Consider the following 23,900-nt stretch of genomic DNA (forward strand, 5'->3'; position numbering starts at 1 on the left):
TGTGCTCTCCTGTGTTGAACGAATCGTGTCGTGCGCGGCTCGGCCGCGGGGCATGGAGACTATCCCATTTCACCCGGCTCCGGGAGCGTCCTGGCAGGCGGCCGGGCAGCGCCGAGAAAACGGCGCTACATCAATCAGTATATTATTAGATTCGCAACTGCGCCTAGCAGGGGTTTCAGCCCGATTTTGGGCCGGACTCGGGGACTCGAGACTCCGTTTCCAGATAAGCCATTGATCCGAATTAGTTAAAGTACTCGAGCCTGGGGTGCCAAATGGCTCGTCGGGCTTGCGGGAACCGAACGGGATCATCGGCCTCTGAAGGGTGTTGCCTTGGAGGATCGGTCGCTGCGATCCGGATTCGATCGACCGCCTTTTAGTTCGGGAGAAGCAACCGCATATTATGTAGCCATGCCCCGTTTGCCCGCCTACCTGCTTTCCGCTCTGCTTGCCGCTCACGGCGTCGTCGCACAAGCCAGCCCGGTCGCGCTTCCGGATCTTGGCGATACGTCTCTGACCGTCATATCGCCTGCGCAGGAGCGCAAGCTCGGAGAAGAGCTGATGCGCAAGGCGCGCCGTCAGCTCGTCTTCCTGGACGACGCGGAAGTCAATGACTACGTCCAGCAGTTGGGCCAACGCCTGGTATCCCACAGCGACAATGCGTCGCAGGACTTCCGCTTTTTCGTGGTCTCCGATCCGTCGATCAACGCGTTCGCGATGCCCGGTGGCTTCATCGGTGTCCACACGGGGCTCATCCTCGCGGCTCAGAGCGAGGCGGAGCTTGCCTCGGTCCTGGCGCACGAAATCGCGCATATCACGCAACGTCATATTCCGCGCATGCTGACCGAAGCGCAGCGGACGACGCTGCCGGCGATGGCCGCGCTGCTCGGTGCGATCCTGCTCGCCGGGTCGGGCCAGCAGGGCGGCGAGGCGGCAATCGCGCTCACCACCGCCACGCTCGCGCAGAAAGGGATCAACTTCACGCGATCCTCCGAAGAAGAGGCCGACCGCATCGGTGTCGCGATCCTTGCGGAAGCGGGTCTCGACCCGCGCGCGATGCCTTCTTTCTTCGAGCGCATGCAGAACATGAATCGGCACAACGAGACCAACCTGCCCGAGTTCCTGCGCACGCACCCGGTCACCACCTCCCGCATCGCCGATTCCCGCGATCGCGCCGAGCGGTACACGTATCGCCAGGTTCCGGACAGCCAGGGATTCCTTCTGACACGCGCGAAGATCAGGGCGTTGGCGCCCGGTGATCCTGCCGAGATCGCCCGGGGTTTCGCGCAGAACCTGGCCGAAGGAAAGCATGCGAGCGCCGACGCGGAACGCTACGGTTACGCACTGGCGCTCCTGCGCGCACGACAGTACGGCACCGCCCGCGCCGAGGCACGCAAACTGACCGAGCGGCACCCCAACGAAGTCGCCTTCCGCATGCTCGCCGCCGAAGTGGAGCTCTCCTCGGGTCGCACGGTACCCGGTCTCCGCGCGTACGCGGATGCCTATCGCGCGCACCCGTCCTATCCCCCGCTCGCGCGCAACTACGGACGGGCACTCCTGCGCTCCGGGCGCGCTCGCGACGCGGAAGCGATCCTGCGGGCGGCGATCAAGCAACGGCCGGACGACCCGGTGCTCTACGAGCTTCTCGCCCAGGCGGCAGGCGAGGCCGGCAGGCGCCCGGAGGCGCACCAGGCGATGGCCGAGCACTATTATCTGAACGGCAACCCGGGGGCCGCCATCGAGCAGCTCCAGCTCGCGTCCCGCTACGTAGGGGACAATTTTTATCTCCAGGCCAGCTTGGAGGCGCGGATTCAGGCCATCCGAGAAGAGCTGGCGCTATACCGCACGAAATAAAAAGTCGTCCGCTGCGTCTCTATTAAAGGACGCTAATATGCGCCAGATGTGGGGTTGTTTTTATGTTTCGGATTTCTGTATTCTGTCTCGCGTCGTGGCGTTACTTGCACGTAACGCAGTGCAAGTTCCCTCTGCGCACTCCCTTTATAGATAAGAAGCCGGCCTACCGGCTTTAGCCCAAGACAAACACCAGGAGGAGAAATGGGGAAAACCGTCAAAGCTCTCGTCGGCACGACCGCCGCTTTTCTCGTCGGATCGCTGCTGTGGACCACCCCCGCCCAGGCCGCGGGTCAGGTACCGGACGATAAAACCTGCAAGGACGAAGAGGCCGTGAAAAAGCTGGACACGGCAACCCAGGGCGGTTGCGTCGTCATCAATCGCCGCAAAGGAAACTGCATGGCCTGTCACCAGATCGCCGGCATCTCCTCCGGCAACATCGCCCCGCCGCTCGTTGCCATGAAGCAGCGCTTCCCGGACAAGGCGAAGCTGCGGGCGCAGATCAGCAACCCGCACCAGTTCAACCCAGACAGCGTGATGCCACCGTTCGGGGAACACAAGATCTTGTCGCCGGACGAGATCGACAAGGTCGTGGAATTCGTGCTCACGCTCTAGCCGAGACGATTCCGTATTACAGAAGTATCTGACTCCCGAGGAGGAAAGGTCGTGACAAACATGCATCGCAGAACCTTCATGAAGGGCACGATGGCCGCCGCCGTCGTCGGCGTCGCCGCAGGCGCGGGGTTGCTCAAACCCGGCCGCGTGCTGGCGGCCGAGTGGCCCAAGGATGCCTTCGCGGCGAAGAGCGTCGACGAGACGCTGAAGAGCCTGTACGGCAACACGTCGGCGGCCGCGTCGAACGAGATCAAGATCAAGGCACCGATCCAGGCCGAGAACGGCGCGGTGGTACCGATCACCGTCTCCGCGAACATGCCGAACGTGCAGGCGATCAGCCTGTATGTGGAGAAGAACCAGTTCCCGCTGGTCGCCAACCTGAACTGCAACGGTGCCGAGGGCTACTTCTCCGCCCGCATGAAGATGGGCCAGACCTCCGATGTGCAGTGCGTCGTGAAGGCGGGCGACAAGCTCTACACGGCCAAGCAGAACATCAAGGTTACCGTCGGCGGCTGCGGCGGTTAAGCGCACGACACCGGCAACCGACTAGAGGATTGAGACAATGGCAAGACAGACTCGCATGCGGACCAAGAGCCAGGACGGGGCGACCGAAATCCTGGTGCTCGTGAACCATCCGATGGAAACCGGTCAGCGCACGGATCCGAAGACCAAGGAAAAGATTCCCGCTCATTTCATCCAGAAGATGACGTTTTCGCTGAACGGCAAGGAAGTGGCCGTGGCCGACCTCGGCGTGGCGGTGTCGAAGGATCCGCTGGTAGGCGTCCGGGTCAAGAACGCCAAAGCCGGCGACAAAGTGAAGGTGACGTGGAGCGACAACAAGGGAGAGACGGGCGAGGCCGAAACCACGGTCCGCTGAAGCCCCCGAACGGCGCCGCGGCTCGCGCGGCGCCGCCGCTCAACCGCAGGAGGAGACGAAGTAATGAAAAAAATCATGATCCTGATTGCCGCGCTCGGCGTCGCCGGCTCGGCCTCGCTGGTCCAGGCCGATCCGGCCGCCGACCTCAAGCAGTTCCGCGAGTTCTTCAAGAAGAAGTTCCCCACCGTCAAGTTCGACGACTACGCCATCGGCCTCTACGCGCTGCCCGGCATGGACGACTATCGCGACCAGTGGCGGGCGATCGAGGAGTTCCCGCCGTACGAGATCGAGCTCGAAGCCGGCCAGAAGGAATGGAACACCCCCTTCAAGAACGGCAAGACCTACGCGAGCTGCTTCAAGAACGGCGGCAAGAACATCGCCCAGCACTACCCCTATTGGGACGAAGGCAGCAAACAGGTGCGCACGGCCGAGATGGACATCGTCGACTGCCTCAAGAAGAACGGCGAGGTGCGCCCCTTCATGGAGGCCGATCTCAGCAAGGACAAGAAGGCCCGTAACCAGCTGGCCAGCCTGACCGCGGCGTTCTACGAGCTGTCGAAGGGCCAGCGCGTCGCGATCGACCTCTCCAAACCCGGCGCGGTCCAGGCGTACGAGGAGGGCAAGAAGTTCTGGTGGCAGCGCCGTGGCCAGCTCAACTTCTCCTGCTCGAACTGCCACATGGACCTGGCCGGCAAGAACTTCGGCGGGAACCAGCCGCTGTCCGCGGCGCTGGGGCACCCGGTCGGCTGGCCGGCGTACCGGCTCGTGTGGGGCCAGCTGGAGACGATCCACCATCGCTACCGGACGTGCAACTCGCAGTCCCGCGCCAAGCCGTTCAAGCACGGCGACAAGATTTATGACCATCTGCAGCTGTACGAGACGTACCTGAGCAGCGGCCTGCCGCTCATGGCGCCGTCGCTGCGCAACTAGTCGCCGCCCGAAGTCGAAAACCGAACCCGGCCCCCGTGGCCGGGTTTTTTTCGGACCGGCCGAATCCGGAATAAGCGCCGTCGCCGATCCGTCTTACGCGTAATCCGTCCGCGGCCCCGCCGCAATTTCACTCGGAGTCACCCATGAGTCTTTCCCGTCGCGAATTCCTCCAGATGCTCGCCCTCGCCAGCGCCGCTGGCCTCGGCGTGGGCTGTGAGCGATCCACGAAGACGGCCGGCGCGGCCGGTAAGGCGGCCGGCAACTTCTACGACGTGCCGCCGTTCGGCAACGTGACCTTGCTGCACATGACCGACTGCCATGCGCAGCTGATGCCCATCTACTTCCGGGAGCCGAACATCAACATCGGCGTGGGGGAGGCGCGCGGCAAGCCTCCGCATCTCGTTGGCGAGGCCCTGCTCAAGCACTTCAACATCGCGGCGGGAACGCCGGAGGCCCACGCCTTCACGTACCTCGACTTCGAGGAAGCAGCCCGGCGGTACGGAAAGGTGGGCGGGTTCGCCCATATGGCGACGCTGGTGAAGATGATGCGCGACAGCCGGCCGAACCGCACGCTGTTCCTGGACGCCGGCGATACCTGGCAAGGGTCCGCGACCGCGCTCTGGACGCGGGGACAGGACATGGTGGATGCGCAGAAGCTTCTCGGAATCGAGGTAATGACCGGACACTGGGAGTTCACGTACGGGGCCGAGCGCGTCAAAGAGATCGTGGAGATCGACCTCGCGGGCAAGATCGACTTCATCGCGCAGAACGTGTTCGACACGAGCTTCGGCGAGGACCGTGTGTTCACGCCGTACGTGATCAAGGAAGTGAACAAGATTCCGGTCGCGGTGATCGGTCAGGCGTTTCCCTACACGCCGATCGCGAACAACCGCTTCGCGTTCCCCGACTGGTCCTTCGGCATCCGTGACGAGGAGGTGCAGCGGCTGGTCGACGAGGCACGCGGCAAGGGCGCACAGGTGGTCGTCGTGCTCTCGCACAACGGGACGGACGTCGATCTGAAGATGGCCTCCCGCGTCACCGGCATCGACGTGATCCTGGGCGGGCATACCCACGACGCCATGCCTGCCCCTTCGATCGTGCCGAACAAGTCGGGCAGGACGCTCGTCATCAACTCCGGCTCCAACACCAAGTTCCTCTCGGTGCTCGATCTCGATGTGCGGGGCGGGAAGGTGGCGGACTTCCGTTACAAGCTTCTCCCCGTTTTCGCCAACATGCTGCCTGCTGACAAGGAGATGGCCGCCTACATCGAGAAGGTGCGCGCGCCCTACAAGGACAAGCTTGAGGAGAAGCTTGCCGTGACCGAGAGCCTTCTCTACCGGCGCGGTAACTTCAACGGGACGTTCGACCAGCTCATCGTGGATGCGATGCTCGCCGTGCAGGACGCGGAGATCGCCTTCTCTCCGGGCTTCCGCTGGGGCACCACCCTCCTCCCTGGGGACCCGATTCTGTTCGAGCATCTCATGGACCAGACGGCGATCACCTACGGCGCCGCTACGCTCAACCAGACCTCCGGCGAGCAGATCAAGGTGATTCTCGAGGACATCGCCGACAACCTCTATCACCCCGATCCGTATTACCAGCAGGGCGGGGACATGGTGCGGGTGGGCGGCCTCACCTACGCGCTCGATCTGACGAAGTCCCACGGCCAGCGAATCTCCGATCTTCGGGTGCACGGCAAGCCGCTCGACGCCAAGAAGACGTACAAGGTGGCCGGGTGGGCAAGCGTGCATCCCCAGCCCGAAACGCTCAAGCCCATCTGGGACATCGTGGCCGAGTACCTGCGCGACAAGAAAACGGTCAAGGTCACGGAACCCTACGTGCCGCAGCTCAAGGGCGCGGACGGGAACCCGGGCTACACCAAGATCTGACCCGAGCGGGCCGCCGGCCCGCATGGACCCTGAAACGCGCGGCTCCTCCGCGCGTTTTTTTTGCCTCCGCGCCGACGAGCGGCCGTATGGCGAGCGGCCTCGGGGGTCGGTTACAATCTGCCGCTTTCCACTATGCATTCAGGGGGACCTACAACAATGTCCAGGAAGCACCCGATCATCGCGATCACCGGCTCATCGGGCGCCGGGACCACGACGGTCAAGCGCGCCTTCGAACACATCTTCCGTCGCGAGAAGATTCAGCCCGCGGTGGTCGAGGGCGACAGCTTCCACCGCTACGACCGCGCCGAGATGAAGAAGGCGATCGCGGCCTCCGACCCCCTGCGCCCCATCAGCCACTTCGGACCGGAATCGAACCTCTTCGACAAGCTGGAAGAGCTCTTTCGCACCTACTCGGAAACGGGAAGCGGGAAGGTTCGGCTCTATCTGCACAACGACGAGGAGGCCAAACCGTACAACCAGACCTCCGGCACCTTTACCCCCTGGCGCGACATCGAGCCCGGCACTGACCTGCTGTTTTACGAAGGGCTGCACGGCGGCGTCGTGACCGAGAGCGTCGATGTGGCCCGGTGGGTCGATCTCCTGATCGGCGTGGTGCCGATCGTCAATCTGGAGTGGATACAGAAGATCCACCGCGACTGCGCAGAGCGCGGCTACTCGCCCGAAGCGGTGGTCGACACGATACTGCGACGCATGTACGACTATGTGCACTACATCACCCCGCAGTTTTCGCGCACCCACGTGAACTTCCAGCGGGTACCGGTCGTCGATACCTCCAACCCGTTTATCGCGCGAGACATCCCGACACCGGACGAGAGCCTGGTCGTCATCCGGTTCAGGGAAGCGAAGCGAGTCGACTTCCCCTACCTGCTCGCGATGATCCACGACTCGTTCATGTCGCGTCCGAACACGATCGTCGTTCCCGGCGGCAAAATGGGTTTCGCCATGGAGCTCATCCTGACTCCGCTGATTCACGAAATGATTACGCATAAAAAGTGACCGATAAAACAATGGCTTGCGACTTACGCGCGCCTGCAGCTCTCACCCCTTGACGGCATGGTTCTTGCAGCCACTTTAGGCTGTGAAGAAGAAAATCGGCGTACAGCATCTGCGGCTGGGGATGTACGTCAGCGAGCTCGACCGGCCATGGATCGAAAGTCGTTTCCTGTTCCAGGGTTTTGAGATCCGCACTCAGGAGGAGCTCGAGGAGCTTCAGCGGATCTGCAAGTACGTCTACGTCGAAACCGAGGTCGAGCTGCGTCAGGAGGGGCTTCGCCCGCGAGCGTCTCTCCCTGTCGGAGCGCCGGCTCCGGACGAGTTCGCCGCCAAGCGGCTCGGTTTCGAGATACTCGACAAATTCTCGGAGCACCATCCGCAGAGGCCGCGCTACGAAGATCTCGTCTCCGTCGAAGAGGAGATGGGGACCGCGCGTGAGATCGAACGGGACGCCCGTTCGCTCGTTTACAACATCATGGAGGACGCCCGGCTGGGGCGCGCCCTCGATTCGCCCACCGCAAAGATCCGTGTGCAGCAGATGGTGCGCAGCATTCTGCGCAACCCCGACGCGCTCGTCTGTCTGACCCAGCTCAAGAACAAGGACGAGTACACCGCGATGCACAGCGTGAGGGTCTGCGTGCTCGCGCTGGCCTTCGGGCGGCACCTGGGTTTGCCGGAAGAGGAGCTCAACGTACTGGGACTCGGCGCGCTGCTGCACGATGTGGGCAAGATGAAGGTGCCGGGCGAGATCCTGAACAAGCCGGGTGGACTCACTCCGGGTGAGTTCGCGCTGATGAAGCGTCATGTGCCGTTCGGCGTCGAGATACTCGAGCAGACGGTCGGCATTCCCGATGGCGCGATCGAGGTGGTCAAGGGACACCACGAACGCTTCGACGGCAGCGGGTACGCGCTCGGTCTCAAGGGCGATCAAATCGGTCTCTTCGGCCAGGTCGGTGCGATTGTCGACTGTTATGACGCGATCACCAGCGATCGCGCCTACCACAAGGGCATGTCGCCGCACGACGCCTTGCGCAAGCTCTACGAGTGGCGGCGCAAGGACTTCCACGACCGCCTCGTCGAGCAGTTCATTCAGTGCATGGGCATCTACCCGATCGGAAGCGTCGTCGAGATGAACACCGGAAGCATCGGCGTCGTGGTCTCGGTGAACCGCGTCCGCCGGTTGCGACCGCGCGTCGCGCTCGTGCTGGACGCGGACAAGCGGCCGCTCCAGTCCGTGAAGGTCATCGACCTCATGCAGGAACGCCCCGAACCGGGAAGGCGCGCGATCGAGATCCGCAACGTGCTGCCCGTCGGCAGCTTCGGCATCAACCCCGTTCAGTACCTCCCCCTTACCGCGTAAGCCGCCGCGCGCTGGCCCGCGGCTCCATTCCACGGGATAATGTGACTCGCGTGCCGCGCGGCCGCGAGCCACAAACCAGGACCCGAGCATGAGCGACGCCCTCAATTACCTCGTCAAGGCCCGCCCGGAGGCCATGACGGCGTACCTGAAGTTCCTGAAGGAAACCGGCAAATCGCTGGACCCCAAGACCCGGGCGCTCATCACGGTCATCACCAAGGTCGCGACGCAGACCGAAAACGGCCTGCGCCAGTACGTCGTGCGCGCGCTCGAAGCCGGCTGCCGGCCGGCGGAGATACTCGACGCCATTCTGCACGCGTTTCCCGCCCTCGGACTCTCGAAGATCGTGTGGGCCACGGACATCCTGCTCGACATGGACCTGCCGGAGTTCCGGCCGGAGAACCTGGGGGCCGAGCAGCGCTGGCACGAGCTGAGCGCGACCGACCAGCTGCCCGAGGGAAAGGTGACATACTGCGACGCGGACGGCCGCAGCCTCTTCGTCTATCGGACCGCCGAGGACTTTCGCGTCTACGACTCGCGCTGCCCCCACCAGGTGACCAACATCCCGCACCTGGCCCTCGAGGGGCTGCGTCTCACGTGCCCCAAGCACCAGTGGGCTTTCGACATCCGCTCCGGAAAGTGCATCGACAAGGGGAACCGTCCGCTGAAGCGCTTCGAGCACAAGGTCGAAAACGGGCGGCTGTACGCCTACTGGTAGGTGCGCCTAGGCCGGAGTCGGCCAGCAGCGTTCGGGGGTGTAACGCGAGCCGCCGGGAGCGAGCTGCGACGAAACGAGCCAGAAGCGGTCGACCCGCCAACGGATGGGATCGGGCTCGACTCGCCCTCCCCGCCGCACCTTTCGCGCGAGTGTCACGTGCGCCCGAAAGGGACGCGCTTCCGGCGTGAACCCGCACTTGCGGAGGGCGTCGTTCAAGGCGCTCACGAGCGCGGTGAGTTCGGCGGGGACCCCGCGGGCCGCCATCCATGCGATCCCCCGGCGCCGTTGCCACTGTACCTCGGTGAGCACGAGATCGAATGGTACGAACGGGACCGTTTGGGCGGCCCGTTCATAGCAGGCGCGACGATCCGTATCCGTCAAGCCGAGAAAGGCGAGCGTCAAATGGAGGTTCTCGGTTGCGACGCGGCGTCCTTCGTACGCGGCGGCAAGAGACGCAAGGCGTGCTTGCACGTCCGGGTCCGGCCAGAGCGCGAAGAAGAGCCGATCATTCACGCTCGCGTCCTCGGCCATGAGGGGTGCCGATGCTGGTGGGCCGTGCAGGACTTGAACCTGCGACCAACTGGTTAAAAGACACTAGCTGTTTTTGTGGGCGTAATCAATTCAACCACTTACGGAGCGCCCGTTGCACACAAAAGCAGCAAAATGCCCAGGTGGGCCCACTGAAGTGGCACAAAAATGCCACACGAAAATTTTTTTGGAGTATCGCTTACGCAAGGATTCATGTGCCCCGACGAATGATGAACCACGCGAGGTCGCGTCCAAACTTCTGGAGCTTGGAGTCGGCATGCCTTACTTCGCTCCCGAAGGTGGCTTCAGGGTATCGAGTTTGGCGGCCACCGCGCGACACGCCTTGATCAGATCCTTGACCAGCTGTTCATTCACATTCAAATCACCCTCGTACTCGCCGAGATTACGAATCCTGTGACATTGGTCTAGCACCCGCCAGACCTCCGGCCCTAATCCGAGCGTATGCGGCAATACCTGAAAGACGATGTATCGGTTAGCCGGCCGGTAACCGTGCCAGCGCAATGCGGCTAGACATAGAGCATGCGCGGCGTTGTAAGCGAGATCGAAACGGCCCTCCAACGAGTTAGCGGCATTGGTGGCATCGGTTAGTCGCGCGAGGCCGGAACGTTTCAGACCCGCAAACTCTTTTGCATCCGGCGGTTCCTCTTGGAGAGATTTGCCGGGCCCACTCAGATTCTCAAGCGGCGAGGCCATGCTCCTCCCCGATCACCCATAACTTGGGTTGCGCCAATACTCGCTTAATGAACGCGTTGTCCGCCCGAACACGCTTGTCGAGTTCCTGCCGGGAGTAAACTGTTGGATTCACTACCCGCCCAAGTCGGTTCGTTGCCTCTTCCAGGGCGGAGAAAAGATCAGCATAAGACAGGCTATCGCTCACGACCATCAGATCGATATCGCTCTTCGCCGTGTCCTGCCTCTTGGCCACGGAACCATAGACAAACGCCGCGCTGATCTGGGCCGCGAGCGGCGCCAGCGCGGCGCGCAACACGTCCACCAAGCCGGATGTCTTCAACACCAAGCCGCGCAACTCCTCAAACACCGGCGCCGCCGCATTGGCCTGATAGTGCTTCTGCTTACCCACGCGCGTGACGGTCACCAGCCCCGCCGCCTCGAGACGGGCCAACTCCCGCTGCACGGCACCCGTGCCGGAAGCGGCCAGCGCGATCACCTCGTTCGCATAAAAGCTCCGACCCGGATTCCCGAATAGCACTGCTAACACACGCTGCTGCACCTTCGTAAAAATCGCGTCGGCGAGCCCGGATGTCGGCGGTGGCAGTTTAGCTGATCGCTTTTTCATACCCATATTGGGTATATTAAACCCCAATTCGGGTATGATCAAGCAACCGTTATTGCGCCAGCTTCAGTGGCGCGCAATCGCGCGTTCCGTGCGGGCCACCCGCCCCGCTCCAGCCCTTCGCGATGGGTCGACTCGATAGACGAGCGCGCCCACAGGGTACCAATTACTGAAACTGGTTACTTATGTCGTAATTAGTCGATGCAATGGACACCTCCGCCCAATGTGTCGAAATATCAAACATTTTTCGACAAGTGTAGGCTGCCAAGAACGATGAAAAAGCACGGACCGCCGCCAATCGAAAAACAGTGGTGCCCCGTCTGCGAAAAGACGCGGCTCCCCTGCCCGGCCACTAAGGGGCGATGGATCATCATCGAGATGCGGATGTTGTTTCTGCGTGCCGGCGACAACCAAGTCATTTGCCATCTGTGCAGGCAGAAGTGGTACGACTCTCGCGCGGTAGAGCAGTCATTCACGCATAAGTTGCTTGATCCCACCTGGAAGACGGCTTACCGCAGAGCACAGGAAAAAGAAAAGGCAAAAGAAGCTCTAGACATCATCGCGAAAATACTGGCTAACCGTGTTATTGAGGATATGGAGAAAGAAAGATTAGGGAATCGCACCGCTGACTAGCCCCGCCAATCGGACAGGCCGCTGGCGTGCAGCAACTCGACTGTTGTTCCTCCTACGGGTCACGATTTTGCTGAATCGATACTCGCCGCGGGAACATCAAGCAATATCTTGAATATGAAATCCAGGACACTTTCGTGAGGCAGTGCAAAATCGCTGAACGTGTCGTCTGGCTTCCAGAAGATATTTCCAGCGCGATCCAGGTAGGCTTTGCTACGTTGAATCGGCCGCCCCGTCCATCGCGGTTTTTCGTACAAAGAAGCGACCGCAAATAGGCGGCCCTCGGATGGATTGGTCAATGCAAAAACGATTTCAAAGTCTCGACCAAGGTGGTTGAGGGCGAAACGCAAGTGTCCATCTCGGATAATGTAACACCGACGGAATCAAGCTCTTTCTTGCAGGGATCGGATGTGAGCAAGTTGTATGTCTTAACCACCCATTCGGAGAGCTTCTGGTAGTCGCGGTAGCGATGGGTCATCCTCTGTTTGAGTGAGTAATACGACATATGGGCCCCATTAAGTCATTGCAAGACTAGCCACCAAGCTCCAGCAATTATCACTAGCAGCGACCCATAGAACGCCCATACCGAAAACGACTTGAGCGCTTTGGCCTTGAACTTGCCAGACGGCCGCATCGAGTACAGATCGCTTGGCAGGAGCTTTCCGGCGTGCAACTTCGTGATAAATGCGTCGTACGAATTCCGGAAGCCGTTTTCCAGCGCCAAGTAATAGACGTCGAGGGCACCGAAAATCAAAACGGGAGGAACGGCGAGCAGTGAGAGATTCGGTCGGTCCTTATCGGCAATGACGACAAGAATCGCCGACACAAGAGTGATGCACCATGTTTTACATGACGTCGCGTTCCCCGCCATCCTGTCGATTACACCTTGAACGATCCCGAGGTGCGTTTGCACCGAAGGCGAGGTGTCGTCTAGGCGAAGGTAGTGTTCGCGCATCGACTTGCGTGATTTATCGTCTTGCACGGATCGCCTGATCTACCCAGTGCTCAATGTTGTTCTTGATGTCGTTGTAGGCATCCCAGAAGTTGGGGTCGTGGCAAGTCACATAGCGCGACAGAGGCGTTTCATCATCAAACTTGATCACATCGAACGGGTTTTGTCCTTTCGCACAGGTAGTACCGGTCTTCATGCACTTCAAATTGTGGATATAAATACCGATCACACCTCTCTCGTCATTCCATGCCTTGACTATTTCGTGGCGCACCCAGCGCCGATTCGCGGTCTCACTGCCAACCAGGACGACGATGCACTGCTTGTACTTCATGTTGTCTTCGATCCACTTCTCAATGGCGGCGTCACCCTTTCTTTTGACGGTCTCCCACTCATTGGGAGACACCGGCTCATTGCCGTCTAAGGCGCCCATGTTTCTTACTTGCTGGACCCGGAATACGTCATTGTCGAAGTGGAAGCTGTAAAAGACGGGTTTCCTAGCCATTTGACGACTCCTGCCGGTCAGCCATGCCACAGTATGATCCGTCGGAATACCCGCGATTGTAACAGTGCTTAAGGAGAAGCGAAGCGGGGGGGTGCCCAAGGGGCGCCGAAGGGCGGCCTAAGCCTGGACGTTCAAAAGTAAATAAGTTGCGGTTTATTTTTGGCCAAGGGCCCCTACGCACGACCGCAAAGTAGCGGCAGGCATCAACGACATTTGGAGCCCCTGTGAGTTTCTTGGTGTATCCCCTGCGTGTTCACTTTCCCGCTGTCTCGACGAAACCGGTTCTCAGGCTTTCTAGCAACTGAAGGGCCCGTTCTTCTCCTGCTCCCGCCAAATGTTCACCCACCTCTCGCACCAACTTGGAGTCGGTTCCTTGCTTGAGCTCCCTGTGGAGCAGATTGAGAACGTATGACCGAGTATCCTCGGCCGCGAGGTTGGCTATCTTGCGACCGAGCACCCGGCTCGCCGCCACGTCTACATCGAACCCTGATGTTTCGACGATCGAGAAATATTCGTCAAACAGCACCTGCTCGGTGAGGATCGCGCTGAAGTGGCGCAGCACATAGGCCAGATCCGCAGCATCCTTCTTGGGCTGCGTATGATGCCGCTCGCTCCAGGCCACGAGCTTGAGTAACGCGAGCCCAACGGGGCTGACCACCGGCACGCTCAGACCATCGAGAGACACCACGACTGCCTCGGCATAAGCTTCGCGGAACCCGATCACGCTCATCGCAAAATCGTTCTCCGGCGGCCAGCGAATTGTCCGGTCGCGGGCTTCGATATCGCCGAACGGCACTAGGTCCAGCAGGCCATCATCGCGAAACCTGAGCCGCTGCCGCTGTTTCGGGTCTGGCTGGAAGCGTTTGTCCTGGCTTATTCGCTCGACCAGGGCTCGGTACTGCTCCCAATTCGCGACCATCACTCCAAGGTCAACATCCTGCGTTGCACGTCCGTGGGGTAAGCCATACACCCCCTCAAGGAGCATCACCCGCCCAGCAGCGCCGGTCACCATCCATGCTATGTGTAACTCACCGGCCGTCTTGGCAACGGCCCGAAGCAGCGCAAGCGTGCGCTCGTCGACGTAAGGCTTAGGCTTTGGCAAGAAACCGCTCCCGGATGATTTGAGCAGTTTCGATGTTGCGCGCGTCGGCTGTTGCGACGAGGTCGGCGTAGATCAACAGCGGCGGAGCGAGTGGATAACGCTTGTCAGTGCGGGGCAGGTCGAAGTGCCAGAACTTTTGCAGTAGCTCGAGGTTTCCATGTTCATCCTTGGCCGGTTGGGTCCGACGGGCCAGGGTCGCGAAGTGTGTGTCGCCATAGATGGTTATGACCTCGGGACGAAGGTGCTTTGTCAGGATACCGGCCGCGGGTTCGCCGCCCAACCACATATCCAACTCTGCAAGATCTTCTGTTTTCCACCAATCGGCATTCGCGACCCGGAAGCGTCGCGGCTTAAGTTTTGGTCGCAGTTCCCGGGCATATGCTTCGACCCATTTGTCGATCAGACCTTCCCGATCCTCGAGCACACGTCCGTGCGCCTTCGTTTCGCGGATATGCCCAAGTCTTCGCAGATCGTCAAAGACCCAGCCTACGGTACCGAGAGCGACACCAGCCGCCCGTGCAATGTCTCGATATGGGGCATCAATCAAATCCGGTCGGCACAGAAGCGCGAAGAGCACCTTTAGGCCCGTCGGGCGCAACGCGCGCAGACGCTTCTCCCTTGGTGTCAGTGCCTGCAGCTTTCGGCCCGTAACGAAGATGAGCAGATTGGGCAGCCGGATGTAGGCGTTTCCGGCTGTGTCCATGAATGGCACGTCGAGGGCCTTCAGCCGCTCCGCCATGGGTGGGGTGACGTACGGAGCTACCAGCACACCGGGCTTCTTGAACCGTGCCAGCTGGGCGGCGGCCTGGCCCAGGGTGGCCGGGGTCAGCGTCCGTTTGACTTCTACAATGAGCGTCTTCCCGTCGGGCAGTTTAAGAACCGCATCCGCCACCCCTTCCGGCAGACGGACGTGTACCTTTACCGCGGCCGCCGGCATCGCGGTCACTGCCTCGAAGGCCTTGAGGGCATCGCGGAGAATGGCCGCTGCGGCGCCCTTAAGCGGCGGGGTCTGGGCTCGCTCGTTCACGGGGTGTGCCGGTTTGTTCACTGATTTGTAGTGTACACAAATTGTGAACATACGCAATTCGTGAACATCCAGATCCTGGGAAAAAGCATGGCAAGGCCAAAAGCCCAGCGGGAGGGGCCTACCTTTACGCCCTTCTCACCGCTCAGGAGCTTCCTATCACCCTCGAAGCGCCCTTACCGCCGCCATCACCGCTTATGCCGAATCCGTGTCACTTTCGGCAAGCCAAAAGTCGGCGGGGTCCCTACGCAGCGGGTCCAGTCGGTCGGCGTATTCGCTGGTCCAGGTCAACCACCGTTCGAGGTGGCTGCCAGGCCCAATGGCACCGTGGCGTTCGATCGCAGTGCGCCGCACCGCCTCGACGTAGTCCCGGACCTGCTGGCTCTTTTGCCAAGCCGCGAGTTGAATCTCAAGCGCCTGCGCCCGGGCTTCTTCGAGGCGGCGTTGTCGCACCGCTTCGCGCCGGCGCTGTTCCTTCGCCGGCAAGAAGGTGGTGCTGCTGGCGTCGCCACCACAGCTTCTTCCAGCGTCTTCAGCTCACCTTCCAGCCCGGCTTGACCTTACTCAAGATACCGTTCACTCGATCGACGACGTCCTGCTCGACCTTACCCGCTTCCCCTAACTCGACTGTCACCTTGATGCGCAATGGATGTCCCGCCGTCGCCTGTCGCAGCGCATCGACCTGGTCGGCCAGATCCTGGACCTCGTGGGTCGCTAGCTCGGCGGTGGCCACTTTGGCACCGTAAGCTCCGCCTGTGGTCTCCTTGGCTTTATCCTTGACCAATCGAACCTTGATGGCACTGGCGCCACCGAGGTCACACGGCCAGGGACTGGATTCCAGCGTCCGCTCGAACAAGCCCAGGCGGAATCCATCGTCCAGCGCCTGACGGACCGGCACCCAAGGGAGCGGCTTGCCTGCCTTAGCTGAAAGCGCCGCGTGCAACAAATGTGCGGTGGTGTACTCACCGCTCCACGCCTCGCCAAGCTCCGCGGGGATGAGATCGGTAGCGGGGATCGGTGTGGGCGGCGGGTATAGGATGGCATGCTCGTTTACGAACCCAGCCGGTACGTCTTCGCCCAGAACACTGATCGTCCCGTTAACCAGCCAGATGCGTCCGCTCTTGATGGCCTGCGCGACTGCCGTCTTGATCGCCCCTTCTTCGGCAGCCGGGATGAGCAGGTTTTCCGTATAGCCTCCTTTGTCGATGGCCACAAAGTGCTTACCAGAGAAGTACGATCCCACGTCGGCGAGGGTGATCGATTCCTTGCCCCACAGCCCCGGCAAAACTCCGGGAGGCAGGAGTGCAGGATCGAGCTCGGTCAGTAGCGCGGCATCAGACAAGACGACTTCCAGGCTCGGGTCGCTCAGGGCAGCCTCGTCGGGCCGACACTTCCAGAAGGTCCGGATCGACTTGTCCGCACGTGTGACACGCAGAACGAAATCACCGGTCTCGCAGCCTTGGAGCAGGGTTTCCAAAATCGCGGTGCGGTTGAGCATCTTCGGCAGCCTTGCCGTCGCAGCGAAGGCACCAACTAGGTCTTTCACGAAGCGCGCTTTCTCGCCTTCCGCCCACAGGTCATACGGCCCGCCCGGCAGCAGTGCCTCGGCATTGACTGCGGTGCTCTCGATCCGCAACCGCTTATCGGCCACGATCTTGCTGAACAACGGGTCGTTGTCGACGTTGATGCGGTAGGCGGAGATGTCGTTGGAATCATTCACCGTGACCGCAATGCAATACGCGATCACGATCTGCGAGACCATCTCGCCACGCGCTGCACGAAGATTGGTTTCAAGCCTGGCCTGCGCGGCCGTGTCCACGTCGTCCCGTTCCTTGAGCATCTCGCGCACCTTCTCCCAACCCAGGAGGTCGCGCACCTTCTCGCGGGCGACTTCGATACCCTCCTTCGACGGCACGGCGAGTACCACCGCGTTCCGGTTCAAGGCGCGTGGTTTCTCGGGGCCCGTCGTCTCATCAACGAACCGCTTGGCCTCGGGGCTCGGCCTGCCGCCCTCGGAGGCCGCCTTAGGTCCGAGCACGGCATAGTGGAACTCGCCGTCATCCTCGACCTCTGACGGCCGCGACGGCAGCATATGCACCTTTACGCCAGCGCCGCGCGCGCCCTCGACAAGCTTCGACGCGCCACGGATCTCCTTCTCCAGCACTTCGTCCAATACCGTCGGGCTGATGTGAGTGCGTGCATCATGGTGCATCTGCTTGAGGTTCGGTTTCGATCCCAGCCGCCACAGTTTCGGTAACCCATCCTCCCGATCATCAATAAAGGTGTCGTCGAGGTACCAGGAAGTATCAGCCCAACGAAGTAGCCCTTTCTCCAGTTCGATGCGATCTGGCGCCCCGCCACCGATAAGAAGTTTCAGCTCGCGCGTTACAGCCCGTTGACCGATCGGCTGGGAGTGCAGGAAGGTTGCCACCACCGCCTGCTCAACCTCGCGACCGTTCAGGCTGGCGAGACCTTCCTGGGCCTTTTTGGCAAGCCCAAATTCAGCCTGCAAGATTGCGGGCCAGTTTTGTCTCCGCCCTTCATACTGTTCCAGTTGGGCAGTATTGGCGAGCTCTATGGCGGCGGCGCTTAATCCATCACCATTATCTGGAGCCAGAAACACTTGCGCGCCGACAATCGGTTGCTTGTCCCACTTCTCGGCATCGCGGAGGGCCGTCGCCATGGTTTTCAGTATCCCGCGCGTCTGCTGGAACCCCTCTAGTCCCGTCCACTTTCCGTAGAACACATCGATCAGATCGGGATGGAAGGGGTAGGCATCGCGATAACGCTTTTCCTCCTGGGCGCGGTGCTTCTTGGTGTACTCGTCGATCATTTCGATGCTGTTGAGCGCGGCCATCACCTGCTGCGGCCACTGGCTTTGGTCCGTGTAGCTTTCAAGCTCGAACAACCGGCGGCGCAGAATCTCCGGCACGTCATGACTTTCCACCGGCTGGATGCCTTCGTCGGCCACGCGCTTGAACTCGTCGTAGAGCTCCTTGCTGATGCGCTTACCCAGCTCGTCCATCTTCTTGGTCTCGGAGGCGAGCAGGGACGCCACCAGGCAGCATTGCGGCACCTTGGCGACCGCCTGAGTGAGGCTGTGCAGAAAATCGGCCATACGCCCAACCCATTTCGGGTCCTGATCCGCCATGGTGCGCACGAACCACAGCACCTCATCGAACAGGATCAGCACCGAGGGCTGTTCCTTGCGAGCGAGGCCGAGCAGTTTTTCCATCACGTTGGTGGCCGGTGGGGTCGGACGCTCCGTTCCATCTTCCTTCAGCAGCTTTAGTCCAGCCTCGCCCGCCAGCTGCCAGGCAAGCACGCTCCATGGCATTTTGAGGGCGCGGAGTTGCCCATCAGGCGCCTTGGCCTCGCAACCCATCTCGGCATCGAGCCGGTCGAACACCACCGCTGTCACCCGCGCTTTAGGGAAGCCGCCTTCCAGGGCGCAATGCGCCTTGAACTGCTGCACAGCGGGGATATCGGGAAGCCGCTCGGGCTCCTGTGTGAGATGGACGAGCGTAATCAGCGAGTGCGTCTTGCCGCCGCCGAAGGTCATATGGAGCTGGCGCACCGCCTTCTCCGACTTGCCTGCGAGGCGCCGTGTAACATCGCGGGCAAGATCGCGCAAGCGGACGGTGGCATAAGTGAGGGCGAAGAACTGCTTGGGGTCGTGATAAACCCCGGGATTGCGCCCGAGCATCACATCATACAGGTCGGCGGCGAAGGCCTTGAGTGACAGCTCTGCACTCTTGACGTCGGCGCGCAGCCGAACGACTTCATGCCAGGGTTTTACGGTTGTTTTGGCCATTAATCGAACTCCTGTGATCTTCTATTCCAGCGTCAGTGCACCCTGCGCTGTGCTACCCATCGCCCTCAAATGGTTAGCGAGTCGCTCTAGGATTGAGCACTCGTCGCCTTGCCCCTCGTCGCGGCTCGTCTCGATCAATGCCTGGATAAGCTGCGCGAAGATATGGCTGCGGCGCAAACCTCTGCGGTCAAGATAGTCGTTCACCTTGGCCACGTCGCCTGCCTTCCAGAGTTGCATGAGCTTGTGAACTTGATCGATAAGAGGGGCTGGGCGACTCCCTGCCCCATCCTCGCCCAGTGCCCGGTGGCGGCGCGCGGACCAGGGCTTGAGCTTGAACTTCCCACCACCGCCCGAAGTCTCAGCTTCCGCTTCCTCTCCCTCCTCGACCGCTTCGATGTCTTCCACTCCTGGCTCAGACCGGCCGCCCCGGGCCAGCAGGTCATACTGATCAATAAGCTCGCGTTCCGACAGGCCACACGAAATCATATAGAGGATGCACGGGCCCGCCGGCGCCTCCCCGAGGCCGAAGTCGTTACGGTGCAGTAGATAATAGGTAGTCACATCATCGAGCGGGTGGTCACCCGGCACCGGTTCGCCCTGCCCGTGGGTCAGCACCCGCCCGACCACGAAGTCCACGACGATGCGGCGGACGTGGCGCAGGAACTCATCCACCCCCATCAGCGCCCCCGGCTCGGAAGCTTTCTTCACCGCCGGATACCGGCTGTAGGCCTCAAGCGCCGGGCCGGTAGCCGCCCAGACAAAGTCCGGACCGCGAATTCCTGCATCCCAGAAATCACGCAACTGCGTGACGATGTTAGCCTCCATCTCCTTGATGACTTGGGCATCCCAGCCGGCCCGGGCCCTAGGATCGCGTTTTTTGCAGACCAACCAGACGGAGGATGCCAATGCCGCCGAACTCTGGGCGCGCATGCGTGCCACCTGTTCTGTTTGGATCGGCCACGAACCGTCGACCACGAAGCCCGCCTTGATGATCGCCGAAACCAGGGTCTCCCAGGCATCGGGCTGCTTGTGGGCGAAGACGATAACGAGGCGTCCCTCGGGTTTGAGGGCAGCGTGACAAGCTCGGAATGCGCGCGCCATGCCCGCTTCGTAATTGCGCTTGGACGCTTCCTTGTTACCACCAAAGCGAGAAGCGTCGTCGATGAGTTCTCCGTCGTCGGCCTGGGCGCGCCATTTCGGTCCCAACTGGTCAGCGAACGCTCTCTCGTAGGCATCCGATAGCCCGGTGAGTAGACGCCGATCCCAGACGTAGAAATAGTCCATCAAGTCCGAGTATGGGATGGCGTCGTAGTACGGTGGATCTGTCACGATCACATCGAAGGCGCCGGGGTCGGGGCACGTGATGGCACTTTGGTTAAGCGCACATGGTACAGATGCCGCTGTATTGGTCGCGCGCTGGATAGTCTCCAACGACTCTGCAATCGCATCCAGGCACATCCACCATCCACCGCGCACGTCATTAATAGGCGCAGACTCACTGAAGTCCCAATTCATCGGCAGCGCAAAACGCACGAAGGTATGTCCGATCGCCTCCACGCTCGTGATCCAAGCAAGAATGCTGGAATTGAAGTCGAGCATGCGATCGAAGCCGCATTGCAGGTAGGCAATGAGCGCTTCTCGCCAGGCCGCATCATAGGAAGTCAGCCGCTGCGGGACGGCGCGAACGGCCTTGACGAAGCATCCAAGCGCCAGCAACTGCCGCGGCGCGAATAGCTTGTGCCACTGGTCGAGGCCGTAGAGCGGTACTCGAAAGCCGAGCGCATCTGCTCCCGCTAGCGGCTCCGTCGGCAGACCATGAGGAATCTCGGCGAACACCCTGTCTAGTTCGGCCTCAGCGCCACGTGCCATCTCGATCTCGTGCCTGGTGGGCAGGCGATACTCCTTGCCTTTGAGGCCATCGACCACTACCGCCGTCATCACCGCGCCCAGGCGCCCGGCGCGGCCTTCCATGCGCAGATCCTCCATAGTCATGATGGTGCCGCAGCAGGGGCAGGCAACACCTGCTCGACTCATGGTGCCTGCGCCGAGTTTCTTGTCATGTTCCCGCTTTTGCGCGGCGTTACCGCCTTTGACCTGGACGTCCGGGTCGATGCCGAACACGACGCCGGATTTGTCTTCGAGGGGACGCATGGTCAGCAGCGCGCGCTTGTTGTCTCTCTTGGCGAGCCAGCGGGTTTTCAGGAGCGGTACCGTGGCACGGCAGGCCTTGCAGCGGACTGTCCGCGCCCAGAGGTAGGCGACGGTGGGTTTGGCCACCCAGCGCGGATTCTTGGGGTTGGCGAGATAATCCTCATCGTATCCCGCATTCAGTAGACCCACCTGTAGTTCACCGCTTTCGTTTGTGGGGACGGGCTTCAAGGTGTCGCCTGAGTCCAGCGGCACTCGGCGGTAAGGCTTCAAAGTGCAGTACTCGGCGTATGCCGGATAGAACCGCGCGAGACTCTTCCGCGCCTCCTTGAGCACCCAACGCCCCCAGGCGCGCACGTGCCAAGCGAGGTCCACCTCCAGCAACCCGTCGGCGAGGTCGGGATGACTCAGCAGATCGAAGTTTTCGCCCTGCTCGATGCCATCAGCCCCAGCCTCTTTCTCCGTGGACGAGACAAGCTGCCGAAGATAGCGCCTGATCTCGGCGGGCTTGAGGCCCTTGGCCTTGAAGTACGCCGCCATGAGCTCGAAGTCTTGCAGCGCAAAGTCCGGGAGCTTCCTCTTCTGCCCGGCGAGCTTCTGCGGATACTCCAGAGTGCACTTGAGGATGAACCAGGCCACGGGGTTAATGTCCACCGCCGTCACCTCGCAGCCCAGGCGCATGGCCTCCAGCGGAATGGCGCCACCGCCGGCAAACGGGTCCAGCACTTTCGGTGCGCGACCGCCATAGGTCTTGCGAATCTCGTCCCGGAACCAATCCAGGTCCGGGCCCGACTCGTTGCCCCAGTGCAGGATGCCGCCTTCGGTCTCCCAGGACTCGATCTCCTCGGTGCGGCCATTGGGCATCTTTTTCTTTTTGAGGGTCTTCTTGAGCGTTCCGCCCAGGCGCTTGAGGACTTCATCGCGCTTCTCCTTGTCACCCGGGTCCGGTAGCAGGGTCGCGATAAGCGCGGCGCGGCTGGCCGCGAGCGGGCGGCGTGCCGGCCAGATGTGCAAGGTAGAGATATGCCCATGGCGCACGTTTTTCTCATGCACCGAGTCAATGGACGCCTGCTTCAAGGGGAAGGCGACTTCGATGAGACGTTTGTCGTTCATTAATTTTCCCTCTTGAGAGCAGCGCCGAAACCGAGAAAATCTCGGCTGATGCGGTGCAGAGTTACTTCACCGCGGGTTTCTCTGCCGCGACCGGTAAAGTAGTCCCCGCTCAAGCGCAAACCATCTGTACCCTCGGCAATAGCCATCGTGCAGACACCGCGATGCGTTTGCATCGTCTGCGCGGCAAGATTTCTGGGCTCACACACGTACTCGTACTTCAAACCGATGTCGCCCGGCTGCTCTTCATACAGCGCAGCCATGGTTGTGCGTGAACGCGACTGCTCCGTTTCGAGCTCGATCGCCATCCGCGTCCATCTCTGGCGGACTCGCATCACACAGGGCACCCGTGCGCCCCCGTTGTGCGACGAGGTGATCTCCCCCGCCCAGGTACCATTGAGGTTCTTCAGAGTCGATAGCCAGCGCCAGCCCCAACGCTCGTACAGGAAGATCAACGCAGCGTAGATCGCGCCCGCAGAGAGCGCGGCGGCATCCACATGCCCGGCCATAGGTGGAAGCACGACCATCGCACGTAGGGCACTGGCCGCGCCAATGGCTAGCGCGCCGAAGGCGAAATACACCTTGGGCCCACGGAAGAAGTTGTCAGATGCGTACCCGTGCATACTGCTGCCCCCACTGGTTCCACATCTGGATCAACGCGCCGATGAAGGCGCGCGCGTTCTGTGTCGTCCAGCGGCCTGGATCGAACAACCGCTGGATGCCGTTCTGGCAGACGAAGTTCCTCATGTCCGCAGCGTTCAGCCAGTTCACGACATTGACGAAGGTGTCGCGGCAGCTTTGGCCGAATTGCTGGTCGGGCACGTTGTAGAGCAGGCATTCGATGGCATGAGACGATGCCATGCCGCTCTGGATCAGCCCGTTGTCCTCCATCCAGCCACGAGCGTTCTTGAAGATGCGGACGGTCGGCTTATACCAGTCGTTCGTCCTGCCGTGCTTGGCCACGCCGTTTTCGTAGGACTGCCTCGGGAAACTGGTGACGGCGTAGTTGCGCTGCACATCCGACAGCCAGATACCCTCGATGTACGTGGCATCCCCCAGCAAGGTCTGCAGCGGACGATAAAGCCGGTACTCCAGACAGGGCACGACATCGGCGGGGATGTTGTTGGCCGTTCTCGGAATCTTGATGCTCTTCCCGCCCTCGGTGATGTGGTGATTCGGGAAGGCACGCCGGATGGCGCCGGAGACGTCGCGACGGAAATCAGTCAGCGTATACGTCGCGTCTCGGTGCCCTGCCTTGACCTTACCCTTGGTGAACTCGTCGAGCTGGCTGTAGTCCGGCTGGAAGATGTCTTTGAGCTTGACCACCACATCCACATCGCTGTCACCCCGGATGTTGGTGCTGTTGCGGTACGAGCCCTGAAGAAACACATCGAAATTCTGACTGGACAGCGCGACATCGGCCAGCAGCGCGGTTCGGATGCGCTCGTAGATTGCTGAAGCGGATGCCGTAGCACCTTGACGTGACCACGTGTCCAGCTGATTTTCCGGGATACCCATGCTTGCTCC

General features: G+C 61.2%; 23 protein-coding genes. 11 read left to right on the forward strand and 12 right to left on the reverse strand.

Translation table 11 applies throughout. From position 1 onward, the window contains the following. Window positions 1–330: 330 nt before the first annotated feature. The 9 genes from SVA_RS14700 to SVA_RS14740 all read left to right on the forward strand — a co-directional run bounded on the left by SVA_RS14700 (window position 331) and on the right by SVA_RS14740 (window position 9,248). Complete coding sequence (locus SVA_RS14700; RefSeq protein ID WP_148665497.1) at window positions 331–1,851, forward strand: beta-barrel assembly-enhancing protease; 1,521 nt, start codon at window positions 331–333, stop codon at window positions 1,849–1,851. A 201-nt stretch (window positions 1,852–2,052) separates the two neighbouring features. After that, window positions 2,053–2,463: a sulfur oxidation c-type cytochrome SoxX gene (gene soxX / locus SVA_RS14705; RefSeq protein ID WP_096461936.1), complete on the forward strand. Its 411-nt coding sequence runs from the start codon at window positions 2,053–2,055 to the stop codon at window positions 2,461–2,463. 60 nt (window positions 2,464–2,523) lie between these two features. Beyond that, the gene (gene soxY / locus SVA_RS14710; protein WP_096461937.1) at window positions 2,524–2,988 is read left to right on the forward strand and encodes a thiosulfate oxidation carrier protein SoxY; all 465 of its coding nucleotides are present in this window, start codon (window positions 2,524–2,526) and stop codon (window positions 2,986–2,988) included. 37 nt (window positions 2,989–3,025) lie between these two features. Next, window positions 3,026–3,340 (forward strand): thiosulfate oxidation carrier complex protein SoxZ, encoded by a 315-nt coding sequence (gene soxZ / locus SVA_RS14715; protein ID WP_096461938.1) that lies wholly within the window; start codon window positions 3,026–3,028, stop codon window positions 3,338–3,340. Between the two features lie 63 nt (window positions 3,341–3,403). Next, window positions 3,404–4,270: a sulfur oxidation c-type cytochrome SoxA gene (gene soxA / locus SVA_RS14720; protein WP_096461939.1), complete on the forward strand. Its 867-nt coding sequence runs from the start codon at window positions 3,404–3,406 to the stop codon at window positions 4,268–4,270. Between the two features lie 143 nt (window positions 4,271–4,413). Further along, the gene (gene soxB / locus SVA_RS14725) at window positions 4,414–6,159 is read left to right on the forward strand and encodes a thiosulfohydrolase SoxB (protein ID WP_096461940.1); all 1,746 of its coding nucleotides are present in this window, start codon (window positions 4,414–4,416) and stop codon (window positions 6,157–6,159) included. A gap of 156 nt (window positions 6,160–6,315) precedes the next feature. Further along, the gene (locus tag SVA_RS14730; protein WP_096461941.1) at window positions 6,316–7,176 is read left to right on the forward strand and encodes a phosphoribulokinase; all 861 of its coding nucleotides are present in this window, start codon (window positions 6,316–6,318) and stop codon (window positions 7,174–7,176) included. A gap of 82 nt (window positions 7,177–7,258) precedes the next feature. Then, window positions 7,259–8,533: an HD-GYP domain-containing protein gene (locus SVA_RS14735; protein WP_096461942.1), complete on the forward strand. Its 1,275-nt coding sequence runs from the start codon at window positions 7,259–7,261 to the stop codon at window positions 8,531–8,533. 88 nt (window positions 8,534–8,621) lie between these two features. Further along, window positions 8,622–9,248, forward strand: a complete 627-nt coding sequence (locus SVA_RS14740; RefSeq protein WP_096461943.1) for a Rieske 2Fe-2S domain-containing protein — start codon at window positions 8,622–8,624, stop codon at window positions 9,246–9,248. 6 nt (window positions 9,249–9,254) lie between these two features. On the opposite strand, the gene thpR is transcribed toward SVA_RS14740, so the two are convergent. The 3 genes from thpR to SVA_RS14755 form a co-directional block, all read right to left on the reverse strand. Then, complete coding sequence (gene thpR / locus SVA_RS14745; RefSeq protein ID WP_169924120.1) at window positions 9,255–9,761, reverse strand: RNA 2',3'-cyclic phosphodiesterase; 507 nt, start codon at window positions 9,759–9,761, stop codon at window positions 9,255–9,257. Between the two features lie 297 nt (window positions 9,762–10,058). Continuing rightward, window positions 10,059–10,490: a hypothetical protein gene (locus SVA_RS14750; RefSeq protein WP_096461945.1), complete on the reverse strand. Its 432-nt coding sequence runs from the start codon at window positions 10,488–10,490 to the stop codon at window positions 10,059–10,061. Then, the gene (locus SVA_RS14755; RefSeq protein ID WP_096461946.1) at window positions 10,474–11,094 is read right to left on the reverse strand and encodes a transcriptional regulator; all 621 of its coding nucleotides are present in this window, start codon (window positions 11,092–11,094) and stop codon (window positions 10,474–10,476) included. The genes SVA_RS14750 and SVA_RS14755 overlap by 17 nt, the downstream gene beginning before the upstream one ends. A gap of 270 nt (window positions 11,095–11,364) precedes the next feature. Between SVA_RS14755 and SVA_RS14760 the strand changes: the two genes are divergently transcribed. Next, on the forward strand, window positions 11,365–11,724 hold the full coding sequence (locus tag SVA_RS14760) for a hypothetical protein (RefSeq protein ID WP_148665498.1): 360 nt from the start codon (window positions 11,365–11,367) through the stop codon (window positions 11,722–11,724). A gap of 59 nt (window positions 11,725–11,783) precedes the next feature. On the opposite strand, the gene SVA_RS19550 is transcribed toward SVA_RS14760, so the two are convergent. The 5 genes from SVA_RS19550 to SVA_RS14780 all read right to left on the reverse strand — a co-directional run bounded on the left by SVA_RS19550 (window position 11,784) and on the right by SVA_RS14780 (window position 15,304). Then, the gene (locus SVA_RS19550; RefSeq protein WP_148665499.1) at window positions 11,784–12,071 is read right to left on the reverse strand and encodes a hypothetical protein; all 288 of its coding nucleotides are present in this window, start codon (window positions 12,069–12,071) and stop codon (window positions 11,784–11,786) included. A gap of 170 nt (window positions 12,072–12,241) precedes the next feature. Next, a complete protein-coding gene (locus SVA_RS14765) occupies window positions 12,242–12,676 on the reverse strand; it encodes a hypothetical protein (RefSeq protein ID WP_096461948.1) in 435 nt (144 codons plus the stop codon). Window positions 12,677–12,689: 13 nt separating this feature from the next. Beyond that, entirely contained in the window at window positions 12,690–13,175 is a 486-nt protein-coding gene (locus SVA_RS14770) for a TIR domain-containing protein (RefSeq protein WP_096461949.1), read from the reverse strand. 253 nt (window positions 13,176–13,428) lie between these two features. After that, on the reverse strand, window positions 13,429–14,277 hold the full coding sequence (locus SVA_RS14775; RefSeq protein WP_148665500.1) for a nucleotidyl transferase AbiEii/AbiGii toxin family protein: 849 nt from the start codon (window positions 14,275–14,277) through the stop codon (window positions 13,429–13,431). Further along, window positions 14,264–15,304 (reverse strand): type IV toxin-antitoxin system AbiEi family antitoxin, encoded by a 1,041-nt coding sequence (locus SVA_RS14780; protein WP_169924121.1) that lies wholly within the window; start codon window positions 15,302–15,304, stop codon window positions 14,264–14,266. Before SVA_RS14780 ends, SVA_RS14775 begins: the two co-directional genes overlap by 14 nt. A 324-nt stretch (window positions 15,305–15,628) precedes the next feature. On the opposite strand from SVA_RS14780, the gene SVA_RS19840 reads away from it, so the two are divergent. After that, a complete protein-coding gene (locus SVA_RS19840; protein ID WP_169924122.1) occupies window positions 15,629–15,859 on the forward strand; it encodes a hypothetical protein in 231 nt (76 codons plus the stop codon). Here SVA_RS19840 and SVA_RS14790 read toward each other — a convergent pair. The 4 genes from SVA_RS14790 to SVA_RS14805 are packed head-to-tail and all read right to left on the reverse strand — an operon-like array spanning window position 15,834 to window position 23,891. Then, window positions 15,834–19,115, reverse strand: coding sequence for a DUF499 domain-containing protein (locus tag SVA_RS14790; protein WP_096461953.1), 3,282 nt, complete (start codon window positions 19,113–19,115; stop codon window positions 15,834–15,836). The two genes, SVA_RS19840 and SVA_RS14790, sit on opposite strands and share 26 nt — an antisense overlap. 21 nt (window positions 19,116–19,136) lie before the next feature. Further along, window positions 19,137–22,376 carry a DUF1156 domain-containing protein gene (locus SVA_RS14795; RefSeq protein WP_096461954.1) on the reverse strand — a complete coding sequence of 1,080 codons (3,240 nt, stop codon included), beginning with the start codon at window positions 22,374–22,376 and terminating at the stop codon, window positions 19,137–19,139. Continuing rightward, window positions 22,376–22,996 carry a Cap15 family cyclic dinucleotide receptor domain-containing protein gene (locus SVA_RS14800; protein WP_096461955.1) on the reverse strand — a complete coding sequence of 207 codons (621 nt, stop codon included), beginning with the start codon at window positions 22,994–22,996 and terminating at the stop codon, window positions 22,376–22,378. The genes SVA_RS14795 and SVA_RS14800 overlap by 1 nt, the downstream gene beginning before the upstream one ends. Continuing rightward, window positions 22,977–23,891 (reverse strand): nucleotidyltransferase domain-containing protein, encoded by a 915-nt coding sequence (locus SVA_RS14805; RefSeq protein WP_096461956.1) that lies wholly within the window; start codon window positions 23,889–23,891, stop codon window positions 22,977–22,979. The genes SVA_RS14800 and SVA_RS14805 overlap by 20 nt, the downstream gene beginning before the upstream one ends. Window positions 23,892–23,900 lie beyond the last annotated feature (9 nt).

It is taken from the genome of Sulfurifustis variabilis (assembly GCF_002355415.1).
Lineage (GTDB): Bacteria > Pseudomonadota > Gammaproteobacteria > Acidiferrobacterales > Sulfurifustaceae > Sulfurifustis > Sulfurifustis variabilis.

Excerpts from the sequence above, each read along its gene's own strand:
- SVA_RS14765 (WP_096461948.1), bottom strand. The coding sequence starts at position 12,676 with ATGCGCGAACACTACCTTCGCCTAGACGACACCTCGCCTTCGGTGCAA.
- SVA_RS14770 (WP_096461949.1), bottom strand. The coding sequence starts at position 13,175 with ATGGCTAGGAAACCCGTCTTTTACAGCTTCCACTTCGACAATGACGTA.
- soxB (WP_096461940.1), top strand. The coding sequence starts at position 4,414 with ATGAGTCTTTCCCGTCGCGAATTCCTCCAGATGCTCGCCCTCGCCAGC.
- SVA_RS14790 (WP_096461953.1), bottom strand. The coding sequence starts at position 19,115 with ATGGCCAAAACAACCGTAAAACCCTGGCATGAAGTCGTTCGGCTGCGC.
- SVA_RS14740 (WP_096461943.1), top strand. The coding sequence starts at position 8,622 with ATGAGCGACGCCCTCAATTACCTCGTCAAGGCCCGCCCGGAGGCCATG.
- SVA_RS14760 (WP_148665498.1), top strand. The coding sequence starts at position 11,365 with ATGAAAAAGCACGGACCGCCGCCAATCGAAAAACAGTGGTGCCCCGTC.
- soxA (WP_096461939.1), top strand. The coding sequence starts at position 3,404 with ATGAAAAAAATCATGATCCTGATTGCCGCGCTCGGCGTCGCCGGCTCG.
- SVA_RS14805 (WP_096461956.1), bottom strand. The coding sequence starts at position 23,891 with ATGGGTATCCCGGAAAATCAGCTGGACACGTGGTCACGTCAAGGTGCT.
- SVA_RS14730 (WP_096461941.1), top strand. The coding sequence starts at position 6,316 with ATGTCCAGGAAGCACCCGATCATCGCGATCACCGGCTCATCGGGCGCC.
- SVA_RS14795 (WP_096461954.1), bottom strand. The coding sequence starts at position 22,376 with ATGAACGACAAACGTCTCATCGAAGTCGCCTTCCCCTTGAAGCAGGCG.
- SVA_RS14750 (WP_096461945.1), bottom strand. The coding sequence starts at position 10,490 with ATGGCCTCGCCGCTTGAGAATCTGAGTGGGCCCGGCAAATCTCTCCAA.
- soxY (WP_096461937.1), top strand. The coding sequence starts at position 2,524 with ATGCATCGCAGAACCTTCATGAAGGGCACGATGGCCGCCGCCGTCGTC.
- SVA_RS14800 (WP_096461955.1), bottom strand. The coding sequence starts at position 22,996 with ATGCACGGGTACGCATCTGACAACTTCTTCCGTGGGCCCAAGGTGTAT.
- SVA_RS14755 (WP_096461946.1), bottom strand. The coding sequence starts at position 11,094 with ATGAAAAAGCGATCAGCTAAACTGCCACCGCCGACATCCGGGCTCGCC.
- soxZ (WP_096461938.1), top strand. The coding sequence starts at position 3,026 with ATGGCAAGACAGACTCGCATGCGGACCAAGAGCCAGGACGGGGCGACC.
- soxX (WP_096461936.1), top strand. The coding sequence starts at position 2,053 with ATGGGGAAAACCGTCAAAGCTCTCGTCGGCACGACCGCCGCTTTTCTC.